The sequence below is a fragment of the Streptomyces lycii genome (assembly GCF_009735685.1).
GTDB classification, from domain to species: Bacteria; Actinomycetota; Actinomycetes; order Streptomycetales; family Streptomycetaceae; genus Streptomyces; species Streptomyces lycii.
This window is the reverse complement of record NZ_WHPN01000103.1, coordinates 1-20,195: the sequence shown is the minus strand read 5'-3', so window position 1 is coordinate 20,195 and position 20,195 is coordinate 1. Positions and strand designations below refer to the sequence as shown.

Sequence of the window (20,195 nt, the reverse complement as noted above, 5' to 3'; positions counted from 1 at the left end):
ATACTGGGAGGCATGTCGCGAACTCCCGGGGACGGCCCGCACGCTTCCGGCGGCGCCCCCACGCTCAGCCGCCGGGTCTCCTGGTTCCTGCTCGTCTTCGGAGCCTGGAGCTGGGTCATCTGGATCACCTTCGTCAAGAACCTGTGGAAGGACGGCAGCGGACTGGCGTTCGACGACGCCGGTGACCCGACCGCGTACTTCTGGGTGCATCTGCTGCTCGCCGTGACCTCCTTCGTGCTCGGCACCGTCATCGGTGTGATCGGGCTCCGGGGTGTGCGCCGATGGCGCGGTGTCGCGGGCGCCGGCACGGCGGAATAGGAAACGGGAGTGGCGATCGTGATCTTCGTGGTGGTGCTGGCGGTCATCCTGGGGCTGCTGGCCGCGGTGCACTGGTATCTGTGGCGGCGGCTGGTCCGGGACACGACGGTGCCGGGGGGACGGGGCCGCCGGATCGGTACGGCCGCGGCCGTGATCCTGCCGCTGACCACCTTCGGCGCGTTCCTCAGCGGCCGGTCCGGGATGCCGTTCGCGGTGGAACGGGTCCTGGCGTGGCCCGGCTATCTGTGGCTGGCGGCGGTGCTCTATCTGACGCTCGCGCTGCTGGTCGGCGAGGCGGTACGGCCGCTGCTGCGCCGGCTGCTCGAACGCCGCGCCGCCGGTTCCGCACCCGATTCCCCCCGAGACGCCCCTTCGGGCGGAGAGGCTCCTTCTTCAGGTGCCGCTCCTTCGTCAGGCGCCGCCGTTTCCCCCGGCGCCGCCGCTTCGGCCCCGTCCGGCTCCGCGCCGGCCACCGGGGGCGGTGCCGGGACGGAGGGCGCCCCAGCCCCGGTCGCGGCGGCTTCCTCGGTCACGGAAGCCTCCGGAGTCACGGGAACCACCGGAACCACTGACGTCATCGAAACCACCGACGTCACCCGAAGCACTGACATCACCGGCGTCACCGAGGCCACCGGCACCACCGAAGCCCTCGAAGCCACGAAAGCCCCCGAAGCCACGGGTGCCACCCGGGTCACCGCGGCCGCCCCGGAACCGGCCGCTCCCGGCGCCCCCGGCCGCCCCGCCGACGACACCCCCGCCCCCGGATCCCGGCCCGGCGGGGACACCCGGGACACCGGGGACACCGGGGGCAGCAGAGCCGAGCCGGCCGCCCGCGCCGCCGATCCGAGCCGGAGGCTCTTCATCGCGCGCACGGTGGCGGGAGCGGCCGCCGTCGCGGGACTGGGAACCGTCGGCTACGGCGCGTACGGCGTCCTCGACGGTCCCACCACGAAGCGCGTCACCGTGCCGCTGGCCAAGCTGCCGCGCTCCGCGCACGGTTTCCGCGTCGCCGTGGTCAGCGACATCCACCTCGGCCCGGTGCTGGGCCGTTCGCACACCCGTCGCATCGTGGAGGCGATCAACCGCACGCAGCCGGACCTGGTGGCGATCGTCGGCGACCTCGTCGACGGCAGCGTCGAGGATCTGGGCCCGGCGGCCGAGCCGCTGGCCGGTCTGCGGTCCCGGCACGGTTCGTACTTCGTCACCGGCAACCACGAATATTTCTCGGGCGCCGGCCAGTGGGTGGACTTCGTCCGCGAACTGGGGGTTCACCCCCTGGAGAACGCCCGCGTGGAGCTGCCCGGCTTCGACCTGGCCGGGGTCAACGACATCTCCGCGGAGGGCGAGGGTCCGGCCGGCCAGGGGCCGGACTACGACCGTGCCCTCGGCGACCGGGACCGCTCCCGCGCCTCGGTGCTGCTGGCCCACCAGCCGGTAATGGTGCACGCGGCGGCGGATCACGGCGTCGACCTCCAGCTGTCCGGGCACACCCACGGCGGCCAGCTCTGGCCGGGCCCCTATCTCGCCGCGCTGGCCAACCCCACCGTCGCGGGCCTGGAGCGCTACGGCGACACCCAGTTGTACGTGACGCGCGGCGCCGGGGCCTGGGGCCCGCCCGTCCGGGTGGGTGCCGAGTCGGACATCACCGTGGTGACGCTGGCGTCGAAACAGGCCTGAGACCTGAACGCGCAGAGCGCCCGACGGTAACTTTTCCGCCATATCCCCTGCCTAGTGGTTCACCCTGTGTTTAGGTGATGTACGTCACTGACCCGAGGGCCGCCGGGCCGGCAGCCCTGCCTGTGCGCCCGCGCGCCGGCGCCCGGGGTGTGGACGGCGGAATGGGGGCCCTGTCATGCGGTTGTTCCAGTTGCGGATCATCGGTGTCTGCGTGGTCTTACTGGCGGTGGGGGTGGCGGGTTTCCGACTGCTCACCGAGGCCGACCGGGACGGGAAGCCGATCGTGGTGGGCACCACCGACACGGTCAGCTCGCTCGACCCGGCCGGAGCCTACGACGCCGGCTCCTGGGCGATCTTCACGAACATCTACCAGTCGCTGCTCACCTACACCCCGGGCACCGACGAGCCGGTGCCCGACGCGGCGGAGAGCTGCGACTTCGCCGGCGAGGCGCTGAGGACGTTCGTCTGCGAGCTGCGGCCGGACGTGCGCTTCGCGGACGGCGGCGACATCACCGCGGAGGACGTGAAGTACTCCTTCGACCGGATCCGCCGGATCGCCGATCCGCAGGGACCGCTGCCGCTGCTCGACACGCTGGAGTCGATCCGGACCGAGGGCGACAGGATCACCTTCCGGCTGCGCACCGCGGACGCCACCTTCCCGTTCAAGATCGCGACGGGGGCGGGCGCGATCGTCGACCCCGACCACTACGACGCGGGCACCCTCCGGGAGGGCGGCTCGGTCAACGGTTCGGGACCGTACGTCCTGGAGAGCTGGCGGGACGGCGAGGAGGCGCGGCTGGCGCCCAACACCAACTACCGGGGCGCCGTCTCCCGCCTCGGCAAGCCGGTCACCATCCGCTACTACGACGAACCGGAGCAGCTCGCCGCGGCCTGGAAGGAGCGCTCCGTGGACGTCGCGGCCCGCCAGCTGCCGCCCTCCGTCCTGGCCGCCGAGGCCGACGATCCCGGGCCCGGCGTGGAGGTCGCGGAGAGCACCGGCGAGACGATCCGCTCCATGGTGTTCAACCTCCGGGACGGCTCACCGGTCGCCGACCCGGCCGTACGGCGGGCCGTCGCGGCCGTCGTCGACCGGACGGCGCTCGCCCGCGACGTGCACCAGCGGACCGTGGACCCGCTCTTCTCGCTCATTCCGAAGGGCATCCCGGCGCACACCACCCCGTTCTTCGACCGCCACCCGGAGCCCGATCCCCGGGCGGCCCGCGCGCTGCTGGAGAACGCCGGGGTCGGCCTCCCGGTGCGCTTCACCCTCGCCTACTCGCAGGGCGCCGCGACGGACGCGGAGGCCGAGCTGCTGGAACAACAGCTGGAGGACAGCGGCCTGTTCGAGATCGAGGTGCGGGAGTACGACTGGAAGAAGTTCCAGAAGGGCTACGCGGCGGGCGCCTTCGACGCGTACTGCGTCGGCTGGGTCGCGGACTTCCCCGACGCGGACACGTTCACCGCACCCGTCATAGGAGCCGACTCGGCCTATCACAACGGCTATCACAACCCGGAGGTCGACAAGCTGATCCGGGCCACCCAGCGGCAGGAGCACCGGCACCGCACGATGGAGGACTTCGCCGCGCTCCAGGAGATCGTCGCCGAGGACGTGCCGCTGCTGCCGCTGTTGCAGCGCAGGAATTTCGTGCTCAGCCAGGACGTCGCGGGAACGCCGTACCTGTCGGACGGGCACGGCATGTGGCGGCTGTGGGCCCTGAGCCGGAGCTGACACCAGCGCCGCCCCGGGCCGGGCGGGGCCGCACCCGGGCGTCCGCGGTCCGGGCGCTCGTGTCCCGGGCCGCCCGCAGTCCGGCCGCTCCGGGCCGGAACCCCCGCCCGGCCGGAACCCCCGCTAGCCCGGCACCGGGCCCGTGACGGCCCGTATCCCTCCCGGGCCCTCCGGTGCCCGCCCGGCGGCACCGCCGACCGGGAGCGCGACCGTCACCGTCAGGCCCCGCCCCGGCGCGGCGGTCACTCCGACCGTGCCGCCGTGCGCCTCGACCACGGCCCGCACGATGGACAGCCCGAGGCCGCTGCCGCCGCCCGTCGCGGGACCCGCGTCCTCGCCCGGGCCGCCGCCCGCCCGGTAGAAGCGGTCGAAGACCCGCTCGGTGTCCTCCGGCCGCACACCCGGGCCGGAGTCGGCCACGGTGAGGACGGCGGTTCCGGAGCCGCCCGCCCCGGCCGAGACGGAGACCGTCACCGGGGCCGTGGGAGGCGTGTGCGTACGCACGTTGGAGAGCAGGTTGGCCACCACCTTGCGCAGCGCCGACTCGTCACCGAGCAGGGTTACGGCCTCCGGCGCCTCGACGCGCACCGGCCGCTCCGGCTGCTGGGCGCGCAGATCGGCCGCGCCGTCCCGGGCGAGCACGGCGAGGTCCAGCGGTTCGGGGCGGTCCAGGGGGTGCTGGTCGAGCCGGGCCAGTACGAGGAGTTCGTCGACGAGCTTGGCCATCCGGGCCGCCTCCGCGCGCATCCGGCGCAGCGCGCGGGCCTCCGAGTCCTCGTCGCGGAGCATCCCTTTGTCGTACAGCTCCAGATAGCCGAGGATCGAGGAGAGCGGGGTGCGGAGTTCGTGCGAGGCGTCGGCGACGAAGCGGCGCAGCTGGCCGGCGGCCTGCTCGCGGGTGCGGAAGGCCGTCTCCAGCTGCTGGAGCATGGCGTTGAGGGCCAGTCGCAGCTGTTCGACCTCGGCGGCGGGCCGGCCGCGCGCCGTCACCCGCCGGGACAGGTCGAGATCGCCCTCGGCCACCGCCGAGGCGGCCGCCACCATGTCCTCCAGCGGACGCAGCCTGCGGCGGGAACCGCCCAGGGTGGCGGCGGCCAGCGCCAGCAGCAGCACCGAGCCCACCGCCAGGTCCAGCTTCACCACCCGCTGCACCGCGTGGTGCACGGCGGCTGTCGACGAGGCGATCAGCACACAGGGGCCGTCCTCCAGCCGCACCGCCGTGACCCGGTACGGGACGCCCTCCGCCGACACCGCCCGCGGCTCCGCGGCCGCCGCCAGCGCGACGGGATCGCCGGCGGCGGCCGCCAGCGCCCGCTGCGTATCGCTCGGCGCGTCCGGCCCGAAGGACAGCGCGGTGCCCTCGGAGGAGACCAGCACGAAGCGTTCGACGTGGCCGGTCAGCTGCCCGGCGCCCGGGCTGATCGCGTGCTGGAGCGCGGCGAGCTTCCCCAGCTCCTCGATCTTCCCGGTGGTCAGCCCGGCGTCCGCGAGCCCGGCCCGGGACGCCAGCAGCCGGGAGTCGACGCCCTCCTCCAGGTAGATGATCATGGCGAGCACACCGGCGCAGGTGGCCGTGACGACGGCGAGGGCCAGCAGCGTGACGTTGAGCAGGGTGAGTTTGGCCCGCAGGGAGTGCTGCCTGCCCCGCCGGGCGCCGGTTCCGCCGTCGACCGGGCAGTCCAGCAGGCTCCGCCCGGCCGGGGCGCCCCTCCGGAGCCGGAACGCGTGCGGGTACCGCGGCCGGGGGCCGTGGCGCGTCACGCCGGTTCCGGGGCGGGCACCGGGGCCCGCAGGCCGTACCCGACGCCGCGCCGGGTGACGATCAGCGGCGGGCCGAGCGGGTCGAGTTTGCGGCGCAGATAGCTGATGTACGTCTCGACGACCGTCGACTCGACCGGCGAGTCGTACCGCCAGACGTGCCGCAGCAGCTGCTCCTTGGACACGAACCGGTCGGCGTGGCACACCAGATGACGCAGCAGGGCGAACTCCGTCGGCGTCAGGTCCACGGCCCGCCCGCCGCGCCGCACGCTGCACGTCGCCTCGTGCAGCTCCAGATCGCCGTGGCGGAGCACCGCGGGCGCGGGCCGCGCGGCGCCCGGCCGCCGGGTGCGGCGCAGCACCGCCCGCAGCCGGGCGACGACCTCGTCCAGGGTGAACGGCTTGGTGATGTAGTCGTCCCCGCCCAGCGTCAGCCCGCCGACGACGTCCGCGGAGGCGTCCCGGGCGGTCAGGAACACCACGGCGGTGTCCTCGCCGCCGTCCTCCGCGCGCAGCGCCCGGCACACCTGCCGCCCGTCGCCGTCGGGCAGCGCGATGTCGAGCAGCACGGCGTCCGGCCGGTGCTCGCGGGCGCGGGCGAGCGCTTCCGCGGCACTGTCCGCGGTCACCACGCCGAAGCCGTGGAAGCGCAGGGTGATGGTGAGCACGTCGGCGATGCCCGGGTCGTCCTCGACGACCAGGACGGTCGCCGCGCCGCCGGGTTCCTCGCCCGCGCTGCCGCTGCTGGGGTTCATCCGTCCAGTATCGGCGCGGAATTGGGATTTTCCGGAGCGCAGCTTGAGAGCTTCCTGTGAGTCGCCGCCCGCCCTCGCCGTGCCCGCCCCCGGCCCCGGAGGGTGAGAGCGGCGCCTCGGGGGAGGACCGGACACGACAAGGAGCGTCGAACATGGCTGCACTGGCACGGTGGTGCCTGAGACACCGATGGGTCGTCCTGTGGCTGTGGCTGGGGGTGCTGGGCGGCACGGTCGCCGGCAGCGTCGCGGCGGGCAGTTCGTACACCAACGTCTTCGGGCTGGAGGGGACCGGCTCGTCGCGGGCGATCGAACTGATGGAGGACGCCTTCCCGGAGCGGGCCGGCGACACCGACACCGTCGTCTGGGAGACGTCAGGCGGCACGGTGCGCGACGCGGAGGTGCGCGGGCGGATGGAGGCCGCGCTGGCCGACATCGCGAAGCTGCCCGACGTCGGCTCGGTCGCCTCGCCGTACGAGCCCGGCGGCGCGGCGCGGATCAGCGAGAACGGCCGCATCGCCTACGCCGAAGTCACCTTCACCGCGCAGGCGTTCGAACTCGACCCGGCGAACACCGAGCGGGTCATCGACCGGGCCCGGGAGGCCACCGGCGAGGGCCTGCGCGTCGAACTGGGCGGACAGGCGATCGAGCAGACCCAGCAGCCGCCCGCCGGTCTCGCCGAGGCGGTCGGTGTGCTGGCCGCGGCCGTGGTGCTCTTCCTCGCGTTCGGCTCCTTCTACGCGATGCTGCTGCCGCTGCTCAACGCCCTCTTCGCGGTCGGCACCGGGATGGCCGGGATCGTGCTGCTCAGCCATGTCACCGGGATCCCCGACGTCGCGCCGCTGCTGGGCAGCCTGATCGGGCTCGGGGTGGGCATCGACTACGCCCTGTTCGTCGTCACCCGGCACCGCAAGGGCCTCGCGGCCGGGCTCGATCCCTGGGACGCGGCGGTGCGGGCCCTCGACACCTCCGGGCGGGCCGTGCTGTTCGCGGGCGGCACGGTGTGCGTGGCGCTGCTCGCGATGTTCACCCTGGACCTGGCGTTCCTCAACGGCATCGCCATCGCGACCACCCTCACCGTCGTGCTCAGCGTGCTCGCCGCCGCGACCCTGCTGCCCGCCATGCTCGGCTTCCTCGGCCCGCGGGTGCTCAGCCGCCGCGAGCGCCGCGCCGCCGCGGCGGGCACCGCGGCCCCGCCGGCCCCAGGCGTCACCGGGGGCCGCGAGGGCGCCGGGGTCCGCTGGTCCCGCTTCCTGGAACGCCATCCCAAGGCACCGGCCGCCGTCGCCGTACTGCTGATGGCCGCGCTCGCCCTGCCGGTGTTCTCGCTGCGGCTGGGCATCAACGACCAGGGGAACCAGCCCGCGGCGCAGACCACCCGGCAGGCGTACGACCTGCTCGCCGAGGGTTTCGGCCCCGGCTTCAACGGCCCGCTCCAGCTGGTCGCCGAGACCTCCGGCGCCCCGGCCGACCGGGCGGCGCTCGACGGCCTGGTCACCGAGGTCCGCGCGCTGCCCGGGGTCGCCCGGGTGACCCCGCTGCCGGTGCCGCCGGGCACGGACACCGCTGTCGTCCAGGTCGTACCGGAGACCTCGCCGCAGTCGGAGGAGACCGACCGGCTCATCGACCGGCTGCGCGAGGAGGTCGTCCCGGACGCGGAGGCCGGCACGGAGCTGCGGGTCCATGTCGGCGGCGCCACCGCGGTGCAGAAGGACTTCGCCTCCGTCATCGGCGACCGGCTGCCGGCGTTCATCGCGCTGATCGTCGGGCTGGGGGCGGTGCTGCTGCTGCTCGCCTTCCGCTCCGTCGTCGTACCGCTGACGGCCGCCGTGATGAACCTGCTGGCCGCGGCCGCGTCCTTCGGGATCCTGGTGGCCGTCTTCCAGTGGGGCTGGGGGACGGAACTTCTCGGACTGGGCAAGGAGGGCCCGGTCATCGCCTTCCTACCGGTGATCATGCTGCCGCTGCTCTTCGGGCTGTCCATGGACTACCAGGTGTTCCTGGTCAGCCGGATGCACGAGGAGTGGACGCACACGAAGGACAACGCCCGCGCGGTACGCGTCGGGCTCGCCGAGACCAGCCGGGTCATCAACTGCGCGGCGCTCATCATGATCTGCGTCTTCGCGTCGTTCGTGCTCAGCGGCGACCGGGGCGCGGTCATGGCCGGGCTGGGGCTGGCCGGGGCGGTGGCGCTGGACGCGTTCATCCTGCGGACGGTCCTGGTGCCCGCACTGATGCATCTGATCGGCCGGGCCAACTGGTGGCTGCCGCGCCCACTGGACCGGGTGCTGCCGCACCTCGCCGTCGACCCGCCGGACGAGCCGGTACGCCCCGGCGGCGGCCCGGGCGCAGCAGGACCGGGCGCCGCAGGACCGGGCGTCGCAGGACCGGGCGGCACCGGCGCGGACCGGCCCGGGCCCGGCGCCCCCCGCGGGGGAGAGGACGCCGGTGACGGAGACACGGTCCTGGTGGGCGCGGGCCCGGGCGACGGCGGCCCGCCCCGCTGACCACCGGCCGGCACCGGCACAGGCACCGGGCACAGCTGCCCGTACCGGCATCGGCACCAGTCACCGGCACCGGCACCGGGCGCCGCCGCCCGTACCGGGAAGCGCCGCCGCCCGCCCGGGCCGCGGCCCGGTTCACCAAGAGGCCCCCGCACACCCGACGGGCGTGCGGGGGCCTCCCGCGGTGCTGCGGCCGGTGCGCGGAGACGCCCGGCCGGCGAGGTCAGAAGCGGCGCGTGATCAGCGCCCGCTTCACCTCCTGGATCGCCTTCGTCACCTCGATGCCGCGCGGGCACGCGTCGGTGCAGTTGAAGGTGGTGCGGCAGCGCCAGACGCCGTCCTTGTCGTTCAGGATCTCCAGCCGCTGCTCACCGCCCTCGTCACGCGAGTCGAAGATGAAGCGGTGCGCGTTGACGATCGCCGCCGGGCCGAAGTACTGCCCGTCGTTCCAGAACACCGGGCACGAGGACGTGCACGCGGCGCACAGGATGCACTTGGTGGTGTCGTCGAAGCGCTCGCGGTCCTCGGCGGTCTGCAGCCGCTCGCGGGTCGGCTCGTTCCCGCTGGTGATCAGGAACGGCATGACGTCGCGGTAGGCCTGGAAGAACGGCTCCATGTCGACCACGAGGTCCTTCAGGACCGTCATGCCCTTGATGGCCTCGACCGTGATCGGCTTCTCCGGGCTGATGTCCTTGATCAGCGTCTTGCACGCCAGCCGGTTGCGGCCGTTGATGCGCATCGCGTCCGAGCCGCAGATGCCGTGCGCGCAGGACCGCCGGAAGGTCAGCGTGCCGTCGAGCTCCCACTTGATCTTGTGGAGAGCGTCCAGCACCCGCTCCTTGGGGTCGATCTCGACCTGGAAGTCCTCCCAGGACGCCTCGGCCGAGACCTCCGGGTTGAACCGGCGGATCCGGAAGGTGGCGGTGATCAGCTCGACGGCCGCGCTCCCGGTCGCGTCCTTCGGCTCCTGCTTGTCGAGCGTTGCGGTGCTCATCAGTACTTACGCTCCATCGGCTGGTAGCGGGTCGTCACGACCGGCTTGTAGTCGAGCCGGATCGACTCGACGCCGTCCTCGCCCACCTCGCGGTACGCCATGGTGTGCCGCATGAAGTTGACGTCGTCGCGGTTCGGGTAGTCCTCGCGGTAGTGGCCGCCGCGGGACTCCTTGCGGGCCAGCGCGGACACGGCCGTCACCTCGGCCAGGTCGAGCAGGTTGCCCAGCTCGATGGCCTCCAGCAGGTCGGTGTTGAACCGCTTGCCCTTGTCCTGGACGGACACGTGCAGATAGCGCTCGCGGAGCGCGGCGATGGTCTCGACCGCGGTCTTCAGCGTCTGCTCGGTACGGAACACCATGACATTGGCGTCCATGGTCTCCTGCAGCGCCTTGCGGATCTCGGTGACCCGCTCGGTGCCGGTGTTGTCCCGCATCCGCTCGACCTGGCCGACGACCTGGGCGGCGGGGCTCTCGGGCAGCTCGACGAAGTCGTTCTTCGCGGCGTACTCGGCGGCGGCGATGCCGGCCCGGCGGCCGAAGACGTTGATGTCCAGCAGCGAGTTGGTGCCGAGCCGGTTGGCGCCGTGCACGGACACGCACGCGACCTCGCCCGCGGCGTACAGGCCGGGGACGACGGTGGTGTTGTCGGCCAGCACCTCGCCCAAGACGTTGGTCGGGATGCCGCCCATGGCGTAGTGCGCGGTCGGCTGGATCGGGATCGGGTCCGTGTAGGGCTCGATGCCGAGGTAGGTGCGCGCGAACTCGGTGATGTCGGGCAGCTTGGCGTCGAGCTGCTCCGGCGGCAGGTGGGTCAGGTCGAGGAAGACGTGGTCGCCGTCGGGACCGCAGCCGCGGCCCTCGCGGATCTCCGTGTAGATCGAGCGGGAGACGACGTCGCGCGAGGCGAGGTCCTTCATGACGGGCGCGTACTTCTCCATGAAGCGCTCGCCGTCCTTGTTGCGCAGGATGCCGCCCTCGCCGCGGGCGCCCTCGGTGAGCAGGATGCCCATCCGCCAGATGCCCGTCGGGTGGAACTGGAAGAACTCCATGTCCTCCAGCGGCAGTCCGCGCCGGTACGCGACGGCCTGGCCGTCACCGGTGAGGGTGTGCGCGTTCGAGGACACCTTGAAGAACTTGCCGGTGCCGCCGGACGCGAAGATCACGGCCTTCGCCTGGAAGACGTGGATCTCGCCGGTCGCCAGCTCGTACGCGACGACGCCCGCGGTCTTCCGGACCCCGTCCACCTCGCCCAGCAGCAGGTCCAGGACGTAGAACTCGTTGTAGAACTCCACGCCCTCCTTGACGCAGTTCTGGTACAGCGTCTGGAGGATCATGTGGCCGGTGCGGTCCGATGCGTAGCAGGACCGGCGCACCGGGGCCTCGCCGTGGTTGCGGCTGTGGCCGCCGAACCGGCGCTGGTCGATGGTGCCGTCCGGGGTGCGGTTGAACGGCAGGCCCATCTTCTCTAGGTCGAGAACGGAGTCGATGGCCTCCTTCGCCAGGATCTCGGCGGCGTCCTGGTCGACCAGGTAGTCGCCGCCCTTGATCGTGTCGAAGGTGTGCCACTCCCAGTTGTCCTCCTCGACGTTCGCGAGGGCGGCGGCCATGCCGCCCTGGGCGGCGCCGGTGTGGGAGCGGGTCGGGTACAGCTTCGTCAGGACGGCGGTCCGGCTGCGCTTGGTCGACTCGATGGCCGCACGCATGCCCGCGCCGCCGGCGCCGACGATGACGGTGTCGTACTTGTGGATCTTCATTGGTCTCGTCAGCCCCGGCTCTAGCGGATGTTCGGGTCGAAGGTGAAGATCACCAGCGTGCCCAGCAGGATCGTGAACACCGTGGCGGTCCACAGCAGCATCTTCAGCCAGAAGCGCGTGCCGTCCCGCTCGGCGTAGTCGTTGATGATCGTCCGCAGACCGTTGGCGCCGTGGAGCATCGCGAGCCACAGCATGATCAGGTCCCAGGCCATCCAGAACGGGGAGGCCCAGCGGCCCGCCACGAAGGCGAAGCCGATCTTGCTCACGCCGCCGTCCAGGACGAGCTGGATCAGCAGGTGGCCGATGACGAGGACGACCAGCACGATGCCCGACAGCCGCATGAACAGCCAGCCGTACAGCTCGAAGTTCGTGCGGGTGGACTTGGGCGTCCTCGCGGTGCGGGCCCGCGGCGGTTCGATGACCGGGGCGGGGTTGTCGACGCCGTAGCCGGCGCTCGAGCCGGTCAGCTCGACCGACGAACTCTCAGTGGTTGCCATGTGACTCAGCTCCCGAAGACTTCGCTGGCGGCGTGGCCGAGCACCGGGTACAGCGCCCCGGCCATCAGCACGATCCAGATGGCCATGACGGTCCAGAGCATCTGCTTCTGGTACCTCGCGCCCTTGGACCAGAAGTCCACGGCGACGACGCGCAGGCCGTTGAGGGCGTGGAACAGGATGGCGGCGACGAGGCCGTATTCCATCAGGGCCACGAGGGGAGTCTTGTAGGTCGCGACCACGTCGTCGTACGCCTCGGGTGAGACGCGGACGAGAGCGGTGTCGAGCACGTGAACGAACAGGAAGAAGAAGATGAGGACGCCGGTGACTCGATGAGCCACCCAGGACCACATGCCTTCCCGGCCGCGATACAGCGTTCCAGCCGGCACGGATCAACCCTCCGGAAGCGGGACTGGGGCCTGCCGGCTCGGATGTCGGTATGGCCCGGCCGGGTACGGTCCACCGGCCCTGGCCATCGTAGCGACGCCTTGTCGGATCACTCGCCCGGGGGCCCGTAGGTGTGATCAATCAGGCACGTACGGGCTACCGGGCCGTCGGCGACCGCCCGGCGGGCCCGGCCTCACACGTCCGGGGTCCCGGCGGCGAGGCGGGCGAGCCGGCCCAGCGCCAGCCGGCGCAGCTCCTCGGCGGCGACGGCGCGCTCCTTCTCCGGGTCGTGCCCGAGCCGCGCGCGGATGCCGGCGAGGACGTGGTCGAGCGACTCCTCGGGCGCCACCCCGTCCAGGCAGATCACGAACGCGTGCCCGAACCGGCTCTCGTACGCGGCGTGCGCGGCGCGCAGCGCGGTGTGGGCGGCGAGCATGCCGGGGCGGCGGGGCGCCGGTGCGGGCCGTGTCCCGGGCGCGGGCCGGGTCGCCGGGTCCGGGGCGCCGGAGGGTGCCGTGCCACGGCCGGGGCCGGTCTCGGCCGGTGTCCGCGGCTGCGGCGCCCCGGCCAGGGAGAACCCGGCGGCGTGCGCGGCGGGGCTCTCCGCCGCGGGCGGGCCGGACAGGCCCGGGAGGCCGGCCGGGCCGGGGGTGGACTCGCCCGCCAGTGCCTCGGCCACGTCGTCCGGGGCGAGGTCGTAGCCCGCCTCCTCGGCGGCGGCGAGCAGCGCGGCGGTGTCCGGGTAGGGGCGGTGCTCGACGAGCGTGCGCGCCCAGCGGCGGCTGGCGCAGCAGGTGAGCAGCAGACCCTCCGCGGCGGCGGGCGGCGCGGAGTTGAGATGGTCGAGGCCGGTGACGGTGGACTCCTCGGGGGAACCCGCGGCGGCACGGGCGGCCGGCGGAGACGGAGGTACGGGAAGCACTGGTGTGCGGGTGGACGAATGCGTCACCGTAGCGACGAAAGCAGGCTCTTGTCCCACAGATGCGCGAATTTCACCCAGACGTGCAGGAGTTTCGCGTGTGGGGTCGGCAGGAAAACGCATGCGGGGCCGTACCTTGCGGGTGAAAGAGGAGGAATGTGCCGATGCCAGCTGCGCTGCCCCCGGTCGGGACGGACGGACGGTCACCCGGAAGGACGGGAAGAACCGCTCCCCGGGTTGCCCGCCGTTCCGTGTTTTCCGGATTTTCCGCCGCTTCCCTCGCGATCGTCCTCCTCGCCGGGTGTTCGGGCGGCTCCGAGGAGCCGGGTGACGACGGCCGGTCGCCGGCGAGCGGCGCGCCGACCACGTATCCCGCCTCGACCGCGCCGGCGACCATCCCGGCGGTACGGGACTTCGAGAGCGCCCGGGGTCCCGGCTGGAAGCCCGGGCGGGACAGCCGTGTCGTGGCCGACCCGGACGGCCCGCTGGCCGACGAGGCCCGCACCGTGGCCGGGGAACTCGGGCTGGAGGCCGCCGCCGGCCCGGCCCGTGAGGGCGACCTCGAACTCGCGATCGACAAGGACCGGAAGGGCGGCAGCGAGGCGTACCGCATCACCACCGGGGACGGACGGGTGCGGATCACCGGCGCCGGCGACGCGGGCGTCTTCTACGGCACCCGTACGGTCCTCCAGGCCCTGCGCTCCGGCGACCGGGTCCCCGAGGGTGTGATCGACGACCGGCCGGACCGCCCCCAGCGCGGCTTCATGCTCGACATCGCCCGCAAGCACTTCACCGCCGGCTGGATCGAGGACCGGATCCGGGAGATCGCCGACCTGAAGTACAACCAGCTCGGCCTGCACTTCTCCGACGACCAGGGCTTCCGCATCGAGAGCGACTCGCACCCCGAGGTCGTATCCGAGCAGCACCTCACCAAGAAGGAGCTGCGCCGGATCCTCGACCTCGCCGAGCGGCTGCACGTCACCGTCATCCCCGAGATCGACTCGCCCGGCCACCTCGGCGCCGTGATGCGCGCCCACCCCGGCCTCCAGCTGCGGAACGCCGAGGGCACCCCGGCCCGCGGCGCGGTGAACATCGCCGATCCCCGGGCCGCGAAGATCGTCGACGAGCTGCTGCGCGAGTTCGCCGGGGAGTTCCCCGGGCGCTGGTTCCACGTCGGCGCCGACGAGTACCGCGCGCTGATGGCCGAGGACCCCGAGGCGGCGTACCCGGACCTGGCGGCCGCGGCCCGCCGCGCGCACGGCTCCGGAGCCCGGGTGCAGGACCTGGCCACCCAGTGGCTGAACGACCGTGCCGAGGTCGTACGCAAGGCGGACAAGCAGCCGAAGGCGTGGAACGACGGCTTCTTCGAGGGCGGCTCCGTCCAGCCGGACCGGGACATCGAGGTCGAGTACTGGACGGGCAAGGAGATCGGCGCCCGGGAACCGGCGGACTACCTCCGAGAGGGACGCAAGGTCGTCAACCTCAACGACGAGTATCTGTACTACGTCCTCGGCGAGCCCAACGACTTCACCTATCCGACGGGCGAACGCATCTACCGCGACTGGACGCCCGCCGTGCTGCGCGGCACCGAGCCGGTGCCCGCGAACCTGGCGACCCGCGACAAGGTGCTCGGCGGACGCTTCGCGGTCTGGTGCGACCTGGCCGGAGCGCAGACGCAGGCCCAGGTGGCCGACGGCATCCGGATGCCGTTGCGGGCGCTGGCACAGAAACTGTGGGATCCGCGCGACCCGTCGGCGGACTGGAAGGCGTTCCGGGGGCTGGCGGACCGGCTGGACGAGAAGGGCTGAGGCGCGGCGGGCGCGGGCGGCTCGGGCGCCGGGGCGGTGGTGGTCCGGGCGGTGGTGGTCCGGGTGGTCGCGGTCCGGGCGGTCGTGGTCCGGGCGGTGGTATCGGTCCGCGCGGCCGCGGTGGTCCGCGCGGCGGCGCGCCCGCCGGTCACGGCTGACGCGTCATCGCGGACAGGCGCCGGGACCGGGCGGTCCCCGAAGCCCGGTGCGGCCCCGCCCGCTCTTCAGCGCCCGCCCGCGCCCCCGGGTGCCTTCGCGGCCTTCGCCGCGCGCTTCGCCTCCTGCTTGACCGCGCGGACCTCCGCCAGCGACTCGGGCCCGGTGATGTCGGCCACCGACCGGTGGGACCCCTCCTCGCCGTACGGCCCCGCCGCCTCCCGCCAGCCCTCCGGCCGGACCCCGTACTGCTTGCCCAGCAGCGCCAGGAAGATCTGCGACTTCTGCCTGCCGTAACCCGGCAGGTCGTTCAGCCGGCGCAGCAGCTCCGCGCCGCTCCCGGCGTCGCGCCACACCGCGGCCGCGTCGCCGTCGTAGTGCTCGACCAGATGCCGGCACAGCTCCTGCACCCGCTTGGCCATCGAGCCCGGGTAGCGGTGCACCGCCGGTTTCCGTGCCATCAGCTCCGCGAAGTCCTCCGGGTCGCGGGCGGCGATCTCGTGGGCGTCCAGATCGTCGCCGCCCATGCGCTCCGCGATCGTGTACGGGCCGGTGAACGCCCATTCCATCGGCACCTGCTGGTCGAGCAGCATGCCGACCAGGGCGGCGAGCGGACTGCGCGCGAGGAGCGCGTCGGCCTCCGGCTGCTGGGCGATCCGAATGGTGATGTCCATGCCGCCATCGTGCCCCGGAGGTTCCGCGGACGCGCGCCGACACACCTGTCCACGGCCGGTGCCGGGCCGGTGCTGCCCGGGCCCACCGGTGCCGACCGGTGCTGCCCGGGCCCACCGGTGCCGACCGGTGCCGTCCGGCCGGGATGTCAGAGGCGTGTTCTACGTTCTGCGCATGACCGGTGACCGCCGGTCGTCCCGGCAGCCGAAGGAGAACGGCTTTGCACATCCGTCAGAGACTCAGACGTGTCGGACTCGCCCTCGTCGCGGGCACGGTGGCGCTGCTCGGCCCCGGTGCGGCACCGGCCGCGGCCGACAGCGGCGCGGCCCTCCCGGTCGGCTCGCATTCCGACATCGTCGTGGACGGCGTCCACCGCCAGGTCTTCGTCAGCGACCCGGTGAGCGGCAGCGTCGTGGTCACCGATTACGACGGCGCGCTCCTCCGGCAGATCACCGCCGTGCCGGGCGCCGCGGGGCTCGCCCTCTCCGGCGACTCCGGCACGCTGTACGTGGCGCTGCGCACCGGAGACGCGATATCCGCGATCGACACGGAGACGCTCGCGGAGACGGCCCGCTGGGAGACCGGCGCGGGCACCGCGCCGTCGCAGACCGCCGTGGCCGGGGGCAAGCTCTGGTTCAGCTACGGATCGTCGGGCGAGGGCAACATCGGCTCCGTCGACCTCTCCGGGGACGAGCCGCGGGTCACCCTCGACCAGGACGGGCCGTACCACTGGTATTCGGCCCCGCTGCTCGCCTCCGCCCCGGGTGATCCGGATGTGCTGGTGGCGGGCGCGCCCGGGCAGAGCCCCGTCGAAGTCGCGGTGTACGACGTGAGTTCGGGCACCGCGCAGGGACAGGCGTACCGCTGGAATCCGGGCGCCGACGGCAGCGGGAACCTGCGGGACATGGCGCTGACCGCGGACGGCACCACGGTCGTCCTGGCCAGCGGCTATCCGTACCACCACCACGCGTACCGGACGTCCGACCTGGCCGCCGACGGCACGTACGCCACCGACTCGTATCCGAACGCCGTGGCCGTCGCGCCCGACGGTGCCGTGGCCGCCGGTATCGACGGCGCCTACGCGCCGGACGTCCACCTCTTCGACCGGGGGACGTCGACGGCGATCCGCAGCTACGACTTCCAGCAGCCCTCCGGGGCCGCCGGTCTTCTCCGCCCGGCCGGCCTGGCCTGGGCGCCGGACGCCTCCCGGGTCTTCGCGGTCACGGAGAGCCCCGACTCGGCGAACCTGACCTTGCGGGTGCTGAACGATCCGGCCAGGACGGAGACCACGATGACGGTCGAGGGCCCGCAGTCCTCGCCCCGGAACCGTGAGCTGACCCTCACCGGCCGGCTCGCCTCGACGGCGCCGTTCGCGGAGCGGAGTTCGGTGCGGGTGAGCCGTATCGGCGGCCCCGAGGACGGCGAGGGCACCGCCCTGGGCACCGCGGCCGTCGCCCCCGACGGCGGCTTCACCTTCCAGGACCGCCCCGGGACGGAGGGCGAGATCCGTTACGTCTTCCACTACGCCGGCGACGCCCGGCACACCGATGCCACCGGCGCGGTCACGGTGACGGTCGGCAGCGGGCGGTAGCGCGGCCGCGCTACCACGGGCCGCGGCGCGTCGCCGACCGCCGCGGCCGCGGGAGAGGGAGCGGGGAGCGGGGAGCGGGAGAGGGGGGCGACGCCGGCCCGCCCCCTCCCCGGTGAGGGGCGGACCGGCGTACTGCGGGGCCGGGGGGCGGGGACCCCCGGCCCCGCGGGCCCTGTCACGGCGCGGCCGCCGGCCGGGCGGATCACCGCCCGCGCCCAGCGGCCCCGCGGCCGTGGGAAACGCCGGAGTCGGTCGGGGACCCCGGACGATCGCACTAGCTCAGCGCTCGACGGGTGCGAAACGTCACTGTGTGCTTTCCGGGACTTCACGGCCGAGTGTGACGATTGACACGTCCGGCGCGCTGGGCGGGGAGGGTAGGGCGCGACCGGAGGAGAGCGCGATGGGGTTCTGGGGATATTTAGTCGTCGGCCGGAGCGATCGTGATCTCGCCGAGTGCGACACGCTCGCCGCCGGCCGGGAGCGGCTCGAACTCGCGGAGACCTTCGCCGACGGGTGGCAGCTGTGGCAGCATCCGCTCGAACCGGGCCTCGGTGACCTCGACGACCTGGCCGCCTCGCTGGCCAGGGAGACCGGCGCGCCGACCCTGCTGGCCTTCGTCATGGACAGCGGCTGCGCCGTACTGGAGGGGGCCGGCCCGCGCCGGGGCTCCTGGACGGCCTGCCTCGGGCGCACGGCCATGGCCCGGCACATGGCCCGTAACGAGATGACGCTCGACGACGTCTTCCCCTCCCCGGCGGGAGCCGCCACCTGCGCCGCGGACTGGGCCGCCGCCGCCGGGCGGACCGTGGACTCGGCGTGCCTGGCCGCCGTACTCAGCGCCGATCCGTCCCCCGATGTGGAGAAACTCTTCCACCGAGTGCTCGAAACCCTCGGCATACAGGGCGTCAAGGGATGAGGATATTGTTCGCCGGGTGACGTTTCCGCCCGATCGGCGTTACAACTGCGTGGCAGTGCCCGGGGCGTGGCAGTGGCGGACGAAGAGGACAGCGTGGGCAAGCGTGGGGAACGCCGACGTACGCAGCATCGGGACGACGGGGAGCTCGGCGCGGCCGTGGAGCGGGCGCAGGGTGGTGACGAAGAGGCGTTCTCCCTGGTCTACCGGCTGATACAGCCGAAACTCCTCGGTTATGTACGGGGACTGGTGGGCGAGGACGCGGAGGACGTGGCCGCCGAGGCATGGCTGGAGATCGCTCGTGACCTCGGCAGGTTCCGCGGCGACGGAGACGGTTTCCGCGGCTGGACCGCGACGATAGCCCGGCACCGGGCCCTGGACCACCTCCGGCGGCAGCGCAGCCGCCCCAGCCCGGCCCTGCTGGAACAGGATGTGCTGGACCTGCCGGGCGGACAGGACACCGAGCGCGAGGCGCTCGAGACCCTCTCCACCGAGCAGGCGCTGACCCTGATAGCCGACCTGCCGCGGGACCAGGCCGAGGCGGTGCTGCTCCGGGTCGTCGTGGGGCTGGACGGGCCGGCGACCGCGCGGGTCCTCGGCAAGCGGCCCGGCGCGGTCCGCACCTCCTCCTACCGGGGGTTGAAACGGCTGGCCGGGCAGCTGGCCGAACGGGGGGCCCAGGGTTGCACGGCGGCAGGTGTGACACCGCCCGCCTCTCGAACGCTTGGGGAAGTGGAATGAGCGGGAACCGACGATCCGACGGGAGCGGCGTGGACCGTAAGAACGCGGAGCGCCTGCTGAGCGGAGAGCCGCCGCTTCCGGGCGGCGAGCCCGTCACCGCGGATCTCGACCGGCTGCTGGCGGCGGCCGCCCGGCCCCTCGCAGTCGACCCCGCCCGGGCCGAGGCAGGGGAGCAGGCCGCGCTGGAGGCGTTCCGCGCCGCCCGCGCCGAGGCGCTGCGCGCGGCCGGTGAGCCGCGCCGGCGGGACGACTGGGGCGTGGCGCGGTGGCGCGGCAGGCTGTTCCCGCCGGCCGGGCACCGTCCCGCCCGGGTGGCGCTGGCCGGTGTGCTCGCCGCGGGCGCGCTGGTCGGGGCGCTGTTCGTGGCCGGGACCGGCGGGTTCCGGGTGCCCTTCACCGACGTCGACAGCGCCTCGACCCAAGAACCGGAGGACGGTACGGCGACCGCGACCGCGGGCGGTCCCGCCGGGAGCCGTCCGGCGCCCGAGACCGACTGGCGCGAGCCGCACCAGGATCTGCCCGGGGCCGAGGAGTTGTGCCGTACGTATCTCGGCGAGGACGGCGGCGGGAACGGCGGAGCCGGGAACAGCGGAGCCGGGAACGGCGAGGGCGACAGCTCCCGGCTCGACGCGGAGGGCTATGCCCGCCTGGTGGCCTCGGCCGGCGGCGAGCGGAAGGTGGACGGCTACTGCGCCGGCATGCTCGGCGCCGCGGGCTCCGGCGAGCCGGAACCGGGCGGCAGCGCGGACTCGGGCAGTGACAACGCCAACGCGGGCAGCGGCAACGCCGGCTCGGGCAGCGCGGGCCCGGGGGGCGACAACGCGAACTCGGGCGGAAGCAACGCCGACGCGGGAAGTGATCATGCGAACTCGGGCGGTAACAACGCCAACTCCGGGGGCAGCGAGGCCAACTCGGGCGGCAACAACGGCAACAGCGGGAACAATGGAAACAACGGCAACTCCGGAGGCGACCCCGGCACCGGAGCCGCCGGCAACCCGGGCGGCGCCGGCGCCGACTCCGCGGCCGGT

The 20,195-nt window shown here is 73.4% G+C and carries 17 protein-coding genes; 9 read left to right on the top strand and 8 right to left on the bottom strand.

Features of this window, described 5'->3' with window-relative positions; genetic code table 11:
• Positions 1-12: 12 nt before the first annotated feature.
• From GCU69_RS04835 to GCU69_RS04825, 3 genes are all read left to right on the top strand, one after another.
• Positions 13-318, top strand: coding sequence for an SCO4848 family membrane protein (locus GCU69_RS04835; protein WP_156205213.1), 306 nt, complete (start codon positions 13-15; stop codon positions 316-318).
• Between the two features lie 9 nt (positions 319-327).
• Positions 328-1,995: a metallophosphoesterase gene (locus tag GCU69_RS04830; RefSeq protein ID WP_235978228.1), complete on the top strand. Its 1,668-nt coding sequence runs from the start codon at positions 328-330 to the stop codon at positions 1,993-1,995.
• Between the two features lie 175 nt (positions 1,996-2,170).
• On the top strand, positions 2,171-3,724 hold the full coding sequence (locus GCU69_RS04825; protein WP_156205212.1) for an ABC transporter substrate-binding protein: 1,554 nt from the start codon (positions 2,171-2,173) through the stop codon (positions 3,722-3,724).
• Between the two features lie 123 nt (positions 3,725-3,847).
• Here GCU69_RS04825 and GCU69_RS04820 read toward each other — a convergent pair whose 3' ends face one another.
• On the bottom strand, positions 3,848-5,485 hold the full coding sequence (locus GCU69_RS04820; protein WP_235978226.1) for a sensor histidine kinase: 1,638 nt from the start codon (positions 5,483-5,485) through the stop codon (positions 3,848-3,850).
• Positions 5,482-6,237 carry a response regulator transcription factor gene (locus tag GCU69_RS04815; RefSeq protein ID WP_098753635.1) on the bottom strand — a complete coding sequence of 252 codons (756 nt, stop codon included), beginning with the start codon at positions 6,235-6,237 and terminating at the stop codon, positions 5,482-5,484. Before GCU69_RS04815 ends, GCU69_RS04820 begins: the two co-directional genes overlap by 4 nt.
• Positions 6,238-6,389: 152 nt before the next feature.
• Between GCU69_RS04815 and GCU69_RS04810 the strand changes: the two genes are divergently transcribed.
• Entirely contained in the window at positions 6,390-8,741 is a 2,352-nt protein-coding gene (locus tag GCU69_RS04810; RefSeq protein ID WP_176604527.1) for an MMPL family transporter, read from the top strand.
• A gap of 220 nt (positions 8,742-8,961) precedes the next feature.
• On the opposite strand, the gene GCU69_RS04805 is transcribed toward GCU69_RS04810, so the two are convergent.
• The 5 genes from GCU69_RS04805 to GCU69_RS34695 form a co-directional block, all read right to left on the bottom strand.
• Positions 8,962-9,732, bottom strand: coding sequence for a succinate dehydrogenase iron-sulfur subunit (locus GCU69_RS04805; RefSeq protein ID WP_098753636.1), 771 nt, complete (start codon positions 9,730-9,732; stop codon positions 8,962-8,964).
• Complete coding sequence (gene sdhA, locus GCU69_RS04800) at positions 9,732-11,486, bottom strand: succinate dehydrogenase flavoprotein subunit (RefSeq protein ID WP_098753637.1); 1,755 nt, start codon at positions 11,484-11,486, stop codon at positions 9,732-9,734. The genes GCU69_RS04805 and sdhA overlap by 1 nt, the downstream gene beginning before the upstream one ends.
• Positions 11,487-11,506: 20 nt before the next feature.
• Complete coding sequence (locus tag GCU69_RS04795; RefSeq protein WP_098753638.1) at positions 11,507-11,983, bottom strand: succinate dehydrogenase hydrophobic membrane anchor subunit; 477 nt, start codon at positions 11,981-11,983, stop codon at positions 11,507-11,509.
• Positions 11,984-11,988: 5 nt separating this feature from the next.
• Entirely contained in the window at positions 11,989-12,369 is a 381-nt protein-coding gene (sdhC, locus tag GCU69_RS04790; RefSeq protein ID WP_098753639.1) for a succinate dehydrogenase, cytochrome b556 subunit, read from the bottom strand.
• Between the two features lie 191 nt (positions 12,370-12,560).
• Positions 12,561-13,316, bottom strand: coding sequence for a 2-oxo-4-hydroxy-4-carboxy-5-ureidoimidazoline decarboxylase (locus GCU69_RS34695; RefSeq protein WP_235978225.1), 756 nt, complete (start codon positions 13,314-13,316; stop codon positions 12,561-12,563).
• 134 nt (positions 13,317-13,450) lie between these two features.
• On the opposite strand from GCU69_RS34695, the gene GCU69_RS04775 reads away from it, so the two are divergent.
• Entirely contained in the window at positions 13,451-15,094 is a 1,644-nt protein-coding gene (locus GCU69_RS04775; protein ID WP_098753640.1) for a beta-N-acetylhexosaminidase, read from the top strand.
• Between the two features lie 224 nt (positions 15,095-15,318).
• Here GCU69_RS04775 and GCU69_RS04770 read toward each other — a convergent pair whose 3' ends face one another.
• A complete protein-coding gene (locus GCU69_RS04770; RefSeq protein WP_098753641.1) occupies positions 15,319-15,924 on the bottom strand; it encodes an HhH-GPD-type base excision DNA repair protein in 606 nt (201 codons plus the stop codon).
• A 218-nt stretch (positions 15,925-16,142) separates the two neighbouring features.
• Here GCU69_RS04770 and GCU69_RS04765 point away from each other — a divergent pair, with 218 nt between their 5' ends.
• From GCU69_RS04765 to GCU69_RS04750, 4 genes are all read left to right on the top strand, one after another.
• The gene (locus tag GCU69_RS04765; RefSeq protein ID WP_235978224.1) at positions 16,143-17,513 is read left to right on the top strand and encodes a YncE family protein; all 1,371 of its coding nucleotides are present in this window, start codon (positions 16,143-16,145) and stop codon (positions 17,511-17,513) included.
• 400 nt (positions 17,514-17,913) lie between these two features.
• Positions 17,914-18,429 (top strand): hypothetical protein, encoded by a 516-nt coding sequence (locus GCU69_RS04760; RefSeq protein WP_098751126.1) that lies wholly within the window; start codon positions 17,914-17,916, stop codon positions 18,427-18,429.
• 93 nt (positions 18,430-18,522) lie between these two features.
• Positions 18,523-19,167 (top strand): RNA polymerase sigma factor, encoded by a 645-nt coding sequence (locus GCU69_RS04755; protein WP_098751135.1) that lies wholly within the window; start codon positions 18,523-18,525, stop codon positions 19,165-19,167.
• Between the two features lie 29 nt (positions 19,168-19,196).
• Positions 19,197-20,195: hypothetical protein (locus GCU69_RS04750; RefSeq protein ID WP_156205211.1), on the top strand; the 999-nt coding region annotated here is incomplete at its 3' end.

Excerpts from the sequence above, each read along its gene's own strand:
- GCU69_RS04835 (WP_156205213.1), top strand. The coding sequence starts at position 13 with ATGTCGCGAACTCCCGGGGACGGCCCGCACGCTTCCGGCGGCGCCCCC.
- GCU69_RS04825 (WP_156205212.1), top strand. The coding sequence starts at position 2,171 with ATGCGGTTGTTCCAGTTGCGGATCATCGGTGTCTGCGTGGTCTTACTG.
- GCU69_RS04815 (WP_098753635.1), bottom strand. The coding sequence starts at position 6,237 with ATGAACCCCAGCAGCGGCAGCGCGGGCGAGGAACCCGGCGGCGCGGCG.
- GCU69_RS04810 (WP_176604527.1), top strand. The coding sequence starts at position 6,390 with ATGGCTGCACTGGCACGGTGGTGCCTGAGACACCGATGGGTCGTCCTG.
- GCU69_RS04805 (WP_098753636.1), bottom strand. The coding sequence starts at position 9,732 with ATGAGCACCGCAACGCTCGACAAGCAGGAGCCGAAGGACGCGACCGGG.
- sdhA (WP_098753637.1), bottom strand. The coding sequence starts at position 11,486 with ATGAAGATCCACAAGTACGACACCGTCATCGTCGGCGCCGGCGGCGCG.
- GCU69_RS04795 (WP_098753638.1), bottom strand. The coding sequence starts at position 11,983 with ATGGCAACCACTGAGAGTTCGTCGGTCGAGCTGACCGGCTCGAGCGCC.
- GCU69_RS04775 (WP_098753640.1), top strand. The coding sequence starts at position 13,451 with ATGCCAGCTGCGCTGCCCCCGGTCGGGACGGACGGACGGTCACCCGGA.
- GCU69_RS04770 (WP_098753641.1), bottom strand. The coding sequence starts at position 15,924 with ATGGACATCACCATTCGGATCGCCCAGCAGCCGGAGGCCGACGCGCTC.
- GCU69_RS04760 (WP_098751126.1), top strand. The coding sequence starts at position 17,914 with ATGGGGTTCTGGGGATATTTAGTCGTCGGCCGGAGCGATCGTGATCTC.